Genomic DNA, 12,797 nt, shown 5'->3' on the forward strand with positions numbered 1-12,797 from the left:
CCTATTTAGGCCTTCTCTATAATTATAATGGAGATTGGAGGTTCTTAGATTGCAATCAATAATTAAAAAATTTGATAAAAATTTTTTGGTTCAGTTATTTGTTAATATTTTCTTTGTGGTTTTTGGTCTGATTTTTTATTTTGAATCATTTAATATTAGAAGAGGATTTCAGCAGATAGTTGGTGCTAATGAATATCCCAGGTATGTAGCTCTTTTACTTGTTATTTTAGGTGTTATAAATATAATTAGAAGTGCTATTAAATATCATGCCGGGGAAAGAGAAGCTGAAGAATTAAAGATTTTCAAGGAGTTTAGAGATGCAGGAGATAAAATTATTCCGCTTTTTTTATTGCTGATTTTAAATATTTTATTAACAAGGATAATTGGTTATTTTGAAAGTGGTTTTGTTTTTATGAGTCTGGCTATTTTTATTTTAGGTCCGAAAACAAAAATAAGATTTCTTAAATCTATAGGTTTTGCTATTTTTATAACTCTGATTTTATATCTTGTATTTGGTATTATTATGAATATTTATCTGCCTCCAGGGCTAATTTTTTAAATAGAAAGGATTGATAATTATGTTATCCAGTTTATCACAGGGGGCTGCAATAATATTCCAGTTTGATGTGCTTTTATTGCTTTTAGGGGGCACTTTTTTAGGCTTGATTTTTGGTGCTATTCCTGGTTTGACTGCAACTCTGGCATTAATTTTACTTTTACCTGTTACTTTTGGGATGGAACCAGCTGTTGGAATGGCAGTATTAGGGGCTTTGTATATTGGCGGAGTTTCAGGTGGTAAGATTCCGGCAATTCTTCTTAATATGCCAGGGACTCCCTCATCAATTGCTACAACCTTTGATGGTTATCCATTATGTCAGCAGGGTTATCCAGGTAAAGCTTTAACTTATGGAATATTTTCATCATTTATTGGTGGGTTAATAAGTATGATAGCATTAATATTAATTGCACCTTCTCTTTCTGTTGTGACTTTAAATTTTCAAAGCTATGAATATTTTATTTTAGGAATTTTTGGTCTGACTGTTGTTGCAAGTACAACAGGGAAATCATTAATTAATGGATTAATCAGTGCAACTTTTGGAGTTTTAATAGCAACAATCGGAGCGGATCCAATTGCAGGGGTTACCAGATATACCTATGGCCTAAGGCCATTAGAAGGTGGAATACAATTACTGGTTGCAATGATTGGTTTATTTGTAATTACTGAGGTTTTTACTCAGTCTGCAGATGTCAATAAGAAGTATGCTTATTCTTCAAATAAATTGGATTCAATGAAATTAGAATTTAAAGTACTGGCAGGCCAGACGAAAAATTTTATTCGTTCGTCTTTTATTGGCCTTGGGCTGGGTATGCTTCCAGGAGCTGGAGGAACCGTTGCTAACTTTATTGCTTATGATCAGGCAAAGAAAGCTTCTAAGACTCCTGAGAAATTTGGAACTGGAATAATTGATGGTGTTGTAGCTGCAGAATCAGCGAATAATGCTGTTTCTGGAGGGGCTTATATACCAACCATAACTTTAGGAATTCCTGGTAACACTGTTACTGCTGTAATTCTTGCTGGTTTAATTACCCATGGGGTAACACCAGGGCCTTCATTATTTAGAAATGAAGTTCAGTTAGTTTATGCGATGTTTATTGGCCTCCTGGTGGCTAATGTATTTATGTTTATTCTCCAGCATACTGTTATGATCAGATTCTTTAAATGGGCATTAAAGATTCCTAAGACTATTCTTTTGCCAATAATTATGATGATGTCGATTGCTGGAACTTATAATATTCGCTATAGTGTTAATGACCTCTGGGTTTTAGTTGTTTTTACGGCTATTGGATATATTTTAAAGAAGTCTGGTTTTCCATTGACTCCAATGATTCTTGGTCTAATTTTAGGACCGATTATGGAACAATCTTTACGGACAGCAATGATGGCTACTGGAGGGAGTATAACTCCATTCTTTACCAGGCCATATTCATTAGGTTTAATAATTCTAACTATCTTAAGTTTAGGTTTGACTTATGTTATGAATTGGATTAGAAATAAGAAGTTAAAAGATATAGCTTAATTTAATTATTAGCCAGCACCTTGGGGTGCTGGCTTTAATATAACTTATTTATTTAGCAATGTTTCTGTTATTATTTTAATGAATTGATTCTAATTGTGTTCAATTCTTCAGCTGTGAATAAATCTTTTTTATAGAGTTTTAAATATTCTTCTGAGACTGAACTGTCAAAAAGCATTAAATCATCTGTATTTATTGTTATATTGATTCCTTCTTCAAATAATTTAGGAGCAGGATGCTTTTCAAATTTCTCTATTGCTCCAAGCTTGATATTACTGGTAGGGCAGATATTTAAGGTAATATTTTTATTTTTAATTAACTCTATAGCTTCCTGACTTTTAATTGCCTGAATACCATGTTGGATTGCATCTGGTTTTAATATTTTAATTGTTTCAATAATTTGATCAGGGTTGCAGAATTCGCCGACATGGGCCTTTATTTTTAACCCATTTTCTCTTGCTATTTCATAGTATTTACTATATAGTTCTATATTATTTACTGATTCTAAATCATAAAGGTCAATTGAATAAAAGGCTCCGCTTTTAATAGAAGGAAGCACCCATTCATTCCATTTGTCCTCTGGTAATACTCTGGCTGCACCTAATTCTGGTCTGAAATACAACTTTTGAGAATAGGATTCTTTAAGTTCTTGAATCATAGAGAAATATTCTTTATGATTATCATAAAAGGAGATAAAGCTGGCATCTAGACTGGCCTCTAATAAGATGACTCCATCATTAATAGCCTCTTCTATAGCTATTTTTAGTAGATCTTCTATTTCATTTTTAGAATTTATAAATTTTATGGTTTCATTATCTAAATAATTTGCCATCTCTTTAAGGCCGTTCATTTTTGCTGGAGGTGGTTTGACCTGGCCATTAAAATATTTATTAAATTGTGAGAATCTCATACCTAGTAAGGCATGATTGTGTAAATCTCCTTTTGGGATAGTTTTAATTTGATTAAGGTTATGGTCCTTTATAGCTTCAATAAATTGTTTGCTAGTTTTATTATTTTCTCTTATTTTTTTTAAATTATTCTTGATTTTACTCATATAAAATTCTCCTTTCAAAATAACAGGTTATTGCAGGGATTATTGAGTTTATAAATAAATAAATATTATAAAGGGAGATGATCATAATGGCATTGTCAATCAGAGATATTAAGAGTATTATAAATGAAACAATTTCAGATTATACTGGTAATTGCAATATAATTTCTAAGTGGAAAGAACCTCTGATTTCCGTTGCTTCTGCTGATGATTTATATTTTGAAAAACTTAAAAGAATAATTAGTGAAAAACATAAAAATCCTGATGAATTATTGCCTGGAGCCGAATCAGTTATCACTTATTTTCTTCCTTTTGCTGAAGAGATACCTAAGTCTAATGAAGCTGGCAGGGATGCCTCTTTGATCTGGGCCAGGGCTTATATTGAGACTAATAGGTTAATATCGATTATTAATAAAAATCTCAAGAAAGAGATTGAAGATAAGGGCTATAATGCTGCAGGCCCAGCAGCTACAGATAATTTTTCAAAAAAAGATTTAATTAGTTACTGGTCCCATAAACATGTAGCCTGGATTGCTGGCCTTGGGAGGTTTGGTCTCCATAAAATGCTAATTACAGAAGCAGGTAGTGCCGGCAGAATAGGCAGTCTTGTTGTTGATTTTGAGCTACCAGTTAAAGCAAGACCTACTCAGGAACTTTGCCTTTATTACAAGGATGGTAGCTGTAAAGAATGTATTAGAAACTGTGTTTTTGGTGCATTAGAAGAAAATAGTTTCAATCGGCAGTTGTGCTATTCTATCCTCAAAGAAAATGCAGCTAAATACAATGGTTCGGCTGATGTCTGCGGCAAATGTACGGTTGGCGTCCCCTGCGCAATTTTATAGATTATTTTCTATTTTTACTAAACCATTTAGCTGCATAATCAACTAAAGCTTTTTGAGGTAAAAGCCTAGCAGTTGTATGCCCGATATTAAATTCCTGATAATTATTTTTGTTTTCAAAAGCCTCACCAACATCTATAAAATCTGAATCATCGTATTTTAAATCTTCATATTCTACCCAGACTCTTTTTTGATCTCGAATTATAGGGCTGCCCTGAAGTTCTTTTTCTTTTTGAAAATTCGCCTTATGTTCAGCAAGATGAAGTGATGTATTACGATCATGGTTTACTCCAATTAATAGAATTTTACCCTTCAAATCATATATTTTTCCTAGTGGAGAATTTTGTCCAAGAGAATTTTCCAGACTATGATTTGATATAATATAATTACTGTCTTGACCCCAGGCTGTAAAAGATACTGCAGGATGGGAGCTTCTTTTAACTCCTGGAAACTTTCTGAAAGTCTCAGGGACAACTCCAATACTTCCGCAGGGGGTTATTTCTGGCTGATAGGCAGGCATTTCTTTTCTTATAGTATCCCACCATGCTTCATCAACTGGTGGGTTTTTCCAGTATGAAGGTTCAGTGTAGTCTTCGCTGTGAGCTGGCATAACAATATTCCCTTTTTCGGTTACTATATCCATAAATGCTTGAATTAGTGTAATCGGGCCACCGCATACCCAGCCAAGTGAACTTAAAGATGAATGTACTATAATTTTTTCTCCTGATCTTAACCCTCCAGAATGTAAATCTTCGATTAATCTAGATTTTGTTACAGGAAAGTCGCTATCTTTAATTATCGAATCTTCACTCATGGTATCAAATCCCTTATATTTGTTATTTTATTATTCTAGATAAAGAGTAGAATCTCCTTCAAAATAATTTTAAATTTAAAAATTTAAATAAGACTTGACATTTTAACTCTGACTAGTATAATATTATTAAGTAGTTAATGTATTTATTAATTAGTTAATCATTAAAAGTCTTGAGGTTGGAATTAGAAAATCAAATTTAAAAGGAGTGTTTTATTTAATGGAAAATGTCGCATTTAATATTAAGACAGAAAGGACTTTCTCACTTATCAGGAAATATGCCTGGATTGTTACTTTAACTGTTGGTGTTGGAGGACTGTTTTTTCCTTATTTAGGATTATTAGTACCACCCATTATTGTTGCACTAACAACAATGGCGTTCTTTAAAGGCCGTTATTGGTGCGGAAATTTTTGTCCCCATGGTAGCTTTTTTGATCAGGTAATGATGCCGATAAGCAGGAATAAATTTATTCCTGATATCTTAAAAACAAAGCCAGTTATTATATTTGCTTTTGCCTTTTTTTCATATAGAATTGGAACAAGCATGTATAATATATTTCAAAATTTAGGGGTCAGGCCTTTGCCGATGTCTTTAGGAATGATTTTTTCTAGAACATATTTAATGGTTTTAATTGTAGGAGGGGGCTTATCATTGCTGGTTGCCCCTCGAACATGGTGTCAGTTTTGCCCAATGGGGTCATTAGAGAAAATGAGTCATACATTAGGAAAAGCTACTGGTGTAGCAGATAAATTTGAAGAGAAAATAACGATTGAATCAACTGATCTCTGTCATGAATGTGCAAATTGTGCTAGAGTCTGTCCGATGCAGATTAAACCTTATAAGGAATTTCAGGATAATGATTCAAATCAGCTTGAAAATCAAAACTGTATTCGCTGTCGAACCTGTGTGGAAAATTGTCCTGCAGGTATTCTCTCATTAGAAAATGTGGAATCTCCAGTCCAATCTGTTGAAGAAGATGAGTTGGATTATTATAATAAAGAAGTTCTAACAACTGAAATTGAAAAAATTAAAGTGTTAAGAGAAGGAGTAAAAGAATTTTCTTTCAGGCTCAAAGATCCAGCCAGTATTGATGCAGAACCTGGACAATTTATTTTAGTTAAAGTATCAGATAAGCATGATATGTTTAAAGCTTATTCTATTTCTGGAATAGAAGATGGTGGTAGTTTAATTAAAGTATCAGTTATGAAAGTTACTCAGGGTTATGGAACAAGCATAATGTTTGAGGAATTTGAAGAAGGTATGGAGATAGAGTTAAAAGGACCAATGGGGCATGAATTGATAATTGATAAAGACAGTGAAGGTATTCTCTTGGTTGCAGGTGGTATTGGGATAACCCCTTTCTTACCTATTGTTGAAGATATGGTTGAAAATCCTGGTAATTCCCAAACTGTAAAGCTTATTTATGGTGTGAATAAAGAAAGGGATTTTCTTTATCGTGATTTCTTTGAAGAGATGGATAAGAAAAGTGATATCTTTGAATTTATCCCGGTGGTAGCTTTTGATGAGAGCTGGGATGGCGAAAAGGGCTTTGTTACAAATGTTATGGATAAGATGGATTTAAATAAATATAAGATTTATATGTGCGGTCCAGGACCAATGGAGTCTGCTGCGGAAAGCTTATTAAAAGAAAAAGATTTTGAATTAGACCATCTATATGCAGAAACGACAGGCTAAATTCATTATATTATCTAATAAATCTGGGGGGATTTGCTTTGGTTAAATATAAATACCTGTGTCAATGTTGTGGAGAGGACTATATAGTCTGGTTAGATTCTCCTTTAGGAGAGCATCCTGAAGATCCCAAATGCAATGAAAGTTGTATTGGTAAGTGTAAAGAGATTGAGAGAATAGAAGAGGCTTAAAAGAGTGCTATTTTAAAACTACAATATAAATAATTTATTAAAGTTTAATTGCCCTGGTGGATTTCATTATCCAGGGCAATAATTATTTATATTAAGATTAAGATAAACAATTTTTATCATGCTAAATATTATTCGAAGAAGGATTTAATTATTATATCTTGAATTATGATTTAAGAGACGGATAATTATTAAAGATTTAGGGGATAGAGATATGGAAACTGAAATTTCTAGGGAAAAACAATTAAAAAAAGAAAAATTAATTGCAGAGGCATTATTTGAAAATAGCACCTCTGCTATTGTGCTGCTTGATAATAATCACAGGATAATTAATTTTAATCAGAAGTTTACTGAGAAATTTGGATATGAACTCGATGAGATAAAGGGTGAACATATTGACGATATCTTAGAAAGAAATAAGCCTGGCAGTGCTGATTTAAGTATTACAGAACGGACATTATCTGGTGAACAGGTGAAGACAGAGGGAATCAGGTATGATCGAGATGGTAAACCAATTCATTTTTTAATTAAAGGAGTACCGATTTTAATTGATGGTGAAGTAGAAGGAATTTATGGCATTTATGATGATATAACTAAGATAAAAGAAACAAGAAAAAAACTAGAGGTTAAAGAGGAACAGTATCGAAAGTTGTTTAATAAATCTCCAGTGGGAATGTTATTGATAGAAAGAGATGGGAATATCTTGAAAGTCAATGATAACCATTGTAAAATTTCAGGTTACTCAAAGGATGAAATAGTAGGTAGTAATATATTTGAAACTGTTGTGCCGCCAGAGTACAAAAAAGAAGCCAGGGATAATATTGATGATATTTTATCAGGAGTAGATAAAGAATATATAGGAAAAAGCATTGATAAAAATGGAGAAACTTATTATATTTTATTTAAAGAAACTAGAATAAAGATGCCAGATGGCAGTTATGCTGTACTATCTATGCAACTTGATTATACTGAATATAAAGAGCAGCAGGAAAAAATAGAATATATTAGTTTTCATGATAAATTGACTGGTCTATATAATCGTTTTTTTATGGAAGAAGAGATTGAACGGTTAAATACAAAAAGACAATTACCTATTAGTATAATTATGGCAGATGTTAATGGTTTAAAGTTAATCAATGATACATATGGACATGAACAGGGCGATGAAATTTTAAAGAGAGTAAGTAAAGTACTCCTGAAATCTGTTAGGAAAGAAGATATTGTTGCCCGCTGGGCTGGTGATGAATTTTTAATATTATTACCTCAGACTGATAAAGAAGATATAGACCAGATTAGATTAAGAATAAAAGAGGAATGTAAAAAAACAGAGGCAGATGAGATACCTATTGCTTTAGGAGTTGGTGTTGCAACAAAAACAAAAAATAATGAGAATATTTATGATACTATTCATAGAGCAGATAAGAATATGTATCAGGATAAACTGATAGATAGTAAAAGTAGTAAAAATAAAATAGTTCAGAGTTTTTTAAATACCCTTGGAGCTAAAAGCGATGAAACTGAGGAACATGCTATGAGAATGGCTAAGGTAGCCTTTAGCCTTGGAGAGAACATGAACTTATCGAATGAAGAATTAAATAATTTAAGTCTTTTGGCTACATTACATGACATTGGAAAAGTTACAATACCAGCTGATATTTTAAATAAGCCAGGAAAATTAACTGAAGAAGAATGGGATATTATTACAGAACATCCTGAGACAGGCTATAGAATAGCAATTAATACCGAAGAGTTTGCTAAGGTAGCCAGGGCGATTCTGTGTCATCATGAGCGCTGGGATGGTTCTGGTTATCCCCAGGGTTTAAAAGGTAGAGATATCCCTCTTCTTGCTAGGATTATAACTATAGTTGATGCATATGATGTTATGACTAATGGTAGGCCATACAAGAAAGCCATATCAAAAAAAGAGGCAGTCAAAGAAATTCAAAAGTGTGCAGGCAGTCAATTTGATCCTGAATTAGTTGATAAATTTAAAGAATTAATGTTAAATAATTAGAAATATATTACATTAGAAATACACTAAAAAAGCACCGGAGAAATTCCGGTGCTTGAATTTTAGCATATATGATTTAATTGAGATTATAATCCATTATCGTCCATATCTTCTGCATCTAAATCTAATTCCATATCTTCTGCTTCTCCACCTGAAAATTCAATAAATTCATCGGTAACATCAACAGTATTTACATTAACATCAGAACCGACTATACCGCCTTCCATGACGATCATATCATAACCTTCAGTTTCCATAAACTCGTCAAGTTCAGGCTCTAAAATACTCATTAAATCATCTTCAAAGTTTTCTTCGAAACTCATTGCTTCTTGCTCGAACTCTTGCTGTAACTGTTGTAATTCTTCTGCATCTTCTTCAGGATCTAAATCTGCAGCTTCTTCTTCAAATTCTTGCTGTAAAGCCATCATTTCTTCCTGTATTTCTGATTGGTATTCCATTGCCTCAGGATGCTGCTGAACAACTGCCTGTAATTGAACTTCACCGACATTAATTTCCTGAGCCGAAACGCCAACTCCAACACCAAAAACAAGAGCAAAACCAACAATAATAGCAATTAAACTTTTAAATCTCATTAATTAATACCTCCTAGTAAAATAAAAATAATTTGATTTTTAATCTTACTATTTAAAATGGTAACAGCCATTTATGATAAAATTATGATAGTAAGATTATGATTTTTCCATCTCATTGAGACTAACAATAAAATAGATAATATCATTTAGCCAGAATTTAAGGTATAATTATATATATTGATATTACATTATGATATTTTAAAACTAAAATATCATAACTGGAGGAGTAAAAATTGCTTATAAAACTTATGATAACAATGTTTGCTATCTGGTTTGCAGCCTGGTTAGTTCCTGGTATAGCAATTAATACGCCAGCAACAGGATTTGTGGCTGCTTTGATATTAGGTTTAATCAATATATTGATTAAACCTATATTTACAATACTAACCTTACCATTAACTATTTTAACACTTGGGTTATTTTTGTTAGTTCTTAATGGACTGATGCTTATGCTGGCAGCTTATTTTGTACCTGGTTTTTATGTTTCAAGTTTGATGGCTGCAATTTTTGGTTCAATTGTAATTAGTTTTGTAACAAGCCTTTTATCTGGAGGCAAATGAAGTAGGAGGATTTAAATGTTATTTACTAATAAAAATATAGTAAAATACTGTCAGTTAATTCTTGATATAGGCCAGAAAGTTTTGTCAGAACCATATAGATTGGCTATATATGAGGAAGAAGACAAATCATTGATCTCAGCTAATTTTATAGAAGAAAATATTATATTTAATGAAATCAATATATCTTTTGATTTGATTTTAAATGATAAGGTTATTGGTAAACTAATAATTATTGATGAAAACCTTAAAACTTTTAATGAAGTTGAAAGACAAATAATTAATGATTTTAATAATATTAAAGAGCTAATTTCAGAAACTGTAATAAATTTATTAATAGATCAGATTTTGATTGGGCAGGCTAAAGAAAATTTAAATAGATATAAAGAGACTTTTGAGTCTTTGCCTAAAGGTGTAATAACTGCAGATCAACAGGGGATAGTTACCATGATAAATACAGCAGCTGAAATAGCTACTGGTTTTGAAAGAAGTAAGATTGTTGGTAAAAGAATCATGAATATATTCAAAGGCACAGACTTAATTGAGGTTTTAAATAAAGGTATAACATTTTTTAGAAAAGAGATCTCATGTAATACTAAAAAAGGTCAGAGAAGAGTTTTGGTTTCAGCATCCCCAATTAAAGAAGGACTTGAAATTAAGGGAATGGTAGCAACTATTACTGCTTTAGAGGATGCTAGAAAAGTTTTAGATTATTTTGCAGATGAACCATTTAATAATAAAAGACCAGAATTAATTGGTGAGAGTCTGGCTTTCAAATCGGCCTGGAATAAGGCAATAAAAGTGGCCTGTAGCAGTTCATCGGTCATGATCAGGGGGGAAAGTGGTACTGGAAAAGAACTATTTGCACAGGCAATTCATAAAAATAGTATGAGAAAAGATTATAACTTCGTTTCGATCAATTGTGCAGCAATACCATCTGAATTACTTGAAAGTGAACTATTTGGTTATGAAGCTGGAGCTTTTACTGGTGCAAAAAAGGGGGGCAAACCAGGAAAATTTGAATTAGCCCATAAAGGAACTATTTTTTTGGATGAAATCGGAGATATGCCAATTGATCTTCAGGCTAAGATTCTGAAAGTCATACAGGAACGAAGTTTTTTTAGAATCGGGGGTACTGAAGAGATTAATGTTGATATTAGAATAATATCTGCTACCAATCAAAATTTGGAGAATTTAGTTCAAGAAAATAAATTCAGAGAAGACTTATTTTTTAGAATAAATGTTATACCAATATTCTTGCCACCATTAAGAGAAAGAAAAGAAGATATATTATTACTGGCAAATTATTTTATTGATATTTATAAAGATAAACTTAAGAAGAATATTACCGGGCTTTCAGATCAGGCTAAAAATCTTCTTAAAAACTATGATTTCCCAGGAAATGTACGGGAATTAGAAAATATGATTGAATATGCAATGAATATGGAGACAGGAGAAAAAATAACAGCAAATAATCTACCTTTTATAAATAATCAGGTTAGAATCAAGAGGGGTATAACTGAAGAATTTAATCTTGATAAAGCAGTTTCAAGGGTAGAAAAGGATTTAATAGAAGAAGCTCTAGAGATATTTGGGAGATCAACAGCAGGGAAACTTGATGCTGCAAAAAAATTAGGAGTTAGTAAGACTACTCTTTATAAGAAGCTAAATAAATATAATATAAAAAAATAATTCCTGTTTTCCGTAAATTAATTCCTGGAAACAGGAATTAATTATTTACAGCGCAACCAATTATATCATAGTAGGTAAATTCACTATTATCTGAAAATTAAGGCTGGAGCTAGATTTACAAAAATATTTTCTGAAATTGCCTTCCTGGTATCATAATTGCATAAATAGTTAGTTAAGATTTATACTAAATTACGGGGAGGAAACAAAATGTCTAGAAAACTAAAAATGTTTCTTGTTGTATTAATCGCTGTCCTATTTATTTCGACTTCAGTCCTTGCCGCACCATTAGAAATTAAGCTTGCCCATGAAGAGCCTGGTGATGTTGAGACCTCAAGTTCCCATGCTGCTGCTCTTGCATTTAAAAATGTAATCGAAACAGAGTCTAATAATGAGATGTTTGTTAATATCTATCCAGGTAACGCCATGGGTCGTCAAAGAGAAAGGCTAGAATTAACTCAGGCTAACATAGTTCAGGTTAATGTTGCTTCAATAGGTGGATTGTCTCAGTTCTATGAGCCTGTCAATGCCTTTGATCTTCCTTTTGCTTTTCCAAATCATGCTGTAGCATATAGGGTTATTGATGGTGAATTTGGTCAGAGATTAAGTGAAGAAATGGAAGCTGAAACCGGCTTGAAATTATTAACGACTTCAGCTGGAGATTTTTATGTCTTAAGTAATAATGTTAGGCCAATCCGTACACCTGAAGATATGGAAGGTATTTCATTTAGAGTTATGTCAGTACCTTCCCATATAGCCATGATGAGATCATTAGGTGCTTCAGCGACTCCAATTGACTGGTCAGAGCTTTATACATCCTTGCAAACTGGTGTTATTGATGGCCAGCATAATCCGATCCCTATAATGGCAATTGGTGGCCTCCAGGAAGTTCAGGATTATGTAACTCTAACAAATCACCTGTATGGTACTGACTGGTGGGTTACAAGTTCTGAGTTTTATGAGTCATTAACTGATGAGCAGAAAAGAATTTTTGCCAACGCAATCGATGCCGCTAAAGTTGTTGGTAGAGGTCATAAAGTTTTAACTGGTATAACAACTTATGGTGTTGATTTCTTAGAGGAGGCTGGAGCCGAAGTATATGCTCCAAGTGCAGAAGAACTTCAGATGTTTAGAGATGCAGCAATTCCTGCAGTTTTAGAAGCTATAGAAGATGATATGGGAGAAGCTGGCTTAGATTTTGCAAATAGATTATTAGAAGCAGTTGAGCAGGTAGAAGCAGAGCTTTATAAGTAAGATAGTAATTAAATTTGAATCCTGGGGGCTTTTTTG

At 32.6% G+C, this 12,797-nt stretch carries 12 protein-coding genes; 9 read left to right on the forward strand and 3 right to left on the reverse strand.

Going from position 1 to position 12,797, the window contains the following annotated elements; all coding sequences use genetic code 11:
• Window positions 1-49: 49 nt before the first annotated feature.
• Together I0Q91_RS12775 and I0Q91_RS12780 are read left to right on the forward strand one after the other, a co-directional pair.
• Entirely contained in the window at window positions 50-559 is a 510-nt protein-coding gene (locus tag I0Q91_RS12775; RefSeq protein ID WP_270455006.1) for a tripartite tricarboxylate transporter TctB family protein, read from the forward strand.
• Window positions 560-578: 19 nt separating this feature from the next.
• Complete coding sequence (locus I0Q91_RS12780; RefSeq protein WP_270455007.1) at window positions 579-2,078, forward strand: tripartite tricarboxylate transporter permease; 1,500 nt, start codon at window positions 579-581, stop codon at window positions 2,076-2,078.
• A 70-nt stretch (window positions 2,079-2,148) separates the two neighbouring features.
• Here I0Q91_RS12780 and I0Q91_RS12785 read toward each other — a convergent pair whose 3' ends face one another.
• Window positions 2,149-3,129 (reverse strand): amidohydrolase family protein, encoded by a 981-nt coding sequence (locus I0Q91_RS12785; RefSeq protein ID WP_270455008.1) that lies wholly within the window; start codon window positions 3,127-3,129, stop codon window positions 2,149-2,151.
• A gap of 86 nt (window positions 3,130-3,215) precedes the next feature.
• Here I0Q91_RS12785 and I0Q91_RS12790 point away from each other — a divergent pair, with 86 nt between their 5' ends.
• Entirely contained in the window at window positions 3,216-3,968 is a 753-nt protein-coding gene (locus tag I0Q91_RS12790) for an epoxyqueuosine reductase (RefSeq protein ID WP_270455009.1), read from the forward strand.
• A gap of 1 nt (window position 3,969) precedes the next feature.
• Here I0Q91_RS12790 and I0Q91_RS12795 read toward each other — a convergent pair whose 3' ends face one another.
• Window positions 3,970-4,779 carry an AAC(3) family N-acetyltransferase gene (locus I0Q91_RS12795; protein ID WP_270455010.1) on the reverse strand — a complete coding sequence of 270 codons (810 nt, stop codon included), beginning with the start codon at window positions 4,777-4,779 and terminating at the stop codon, window positions 3,970-3,972.
• Between the two features lie 217 nt (window positions 4,780-4,996).
• Here I0Q91_RS12795 and I0Q91_RS12800 point away from each other — a divergent pair, with 217 nt between their 5' ends.
• From I0Q91_RS12800 to I0Q91_RS12810, 3 genes are all read left to right on the forward strand, one after another.
• On the forward strand, window positions 4,997-6,472 hold the full coding sequence (locus I0Q91_RS12800; RefSeq protein WP_270455011.1) for a 4Fe-4S binding protein: 1,476 nt from the start codon (window positions 4,997-4,999) through the stop codon (window positions 6,470-6,472).
• A 38-nt stretch (window positions 6,473-6,510) separates the two neighbouring features.
• Window positions 6,511-6,660, forward strand: coding sequence for a hypothetical protein (locus I0Q91_RS12805; protein WP_270455012.1), 150 nt, complete (start codon window positions 6,511-6,513; stop codon window positions 6,658-6,660).
• 211 nt (window positions 6,661-6,871) lie between these two features.
• On the forward strand, window positions 6,872-8,671 hold the full coding sequence (locus tag I0Q91_RS12810) for a sensor domain-containing diguanylate cyclase/phosphohydrolase (RefSeq protein ID WP_270455013.1): 1,800 nt from the start codon (window positions 6,872-6,874) through the stop codon (window positions 8,669-8,671).
• Window positions 8,672-8,754: 83 nt separating this feature from the next.
• Here the strand turns inward: I0Q91_RS12810 and I0Q91_RS12815 are convergent, their stop codons facing one another.
• Window positions 8,755-9,261 carry an OmpH/Skp family outer membrane protein gene (locus I0Q91_RS12815; protein WP_270455015.1) on the reverse strand — a complete coding sequence of 169 codons (507 nt, stop codon included), beginning with the start codon at window positions 9,259-9,261 and terminating at the stop codon, window positions 8,755-8,757.
• A gap of 233 nt (window positions 9,262-9,494) precedes the next feature.
• Between I0Q91_RS12815 and I0Q91_RS12820 the strand changes: the two genes are divergently transcribed.
• The 3 genes from I0Q91_RS12820 (at window position 9,495) to I0Q91_RS12830 (ending at window position 12,761) form a co-directional block, all read left to right on the forward strand.
• Complete coding sequence (locus I0Q91_RS12820; RefSeq protein ID WP_270455016.1) at window positions 9,495-9,821, forward strand: phage holin family protein; 327 nt, start codon at window positions 9,495-9,497, stop codon at window positions 9,819-9,821.
• Between the two features lie 15 nt (window positions 9,822-9,836).
• Complete coding sequence (locus tag I0Q91_RS12825) at window positions 9,837-11,510, forward strand: sigma-54 interaction domain-containing protein (RefSeq protein ID WP_270455018.1); 1,674 nt, start codon at window positions 9,837-9,839, stop codon at window positions 11,508-11,510.
• 207 nt (window positions 11,511-11,717) lie between these two features.
• Window positions 11,718-12,761 (forward strand): DctP family TRAP transporter solute-binding subunit, encoded by a 1,044-nt coding sequence (locus tag I0Q91_RS12830; RefSeq protein WP_270455019.1) that lies wholly within the window; start codon window positions 11,718-11,720, stop codon window positions 12,759-12,761.
• Window positions 12,762-12,797: the final 36 nt, after the last annotated feature.

The sequence above is a fragment of the Halonatronomonas betaini genome (assembly GCF_015666175.1).
In the GTDB taxonomy this organism is placed as follows: domain Bacteria; phylum Bacillota; class Halanaerobiia; order Halanaerobiales; family Halarsenatibacteraceae; genus Halonatronomonas; species Halonatronomonas betaini.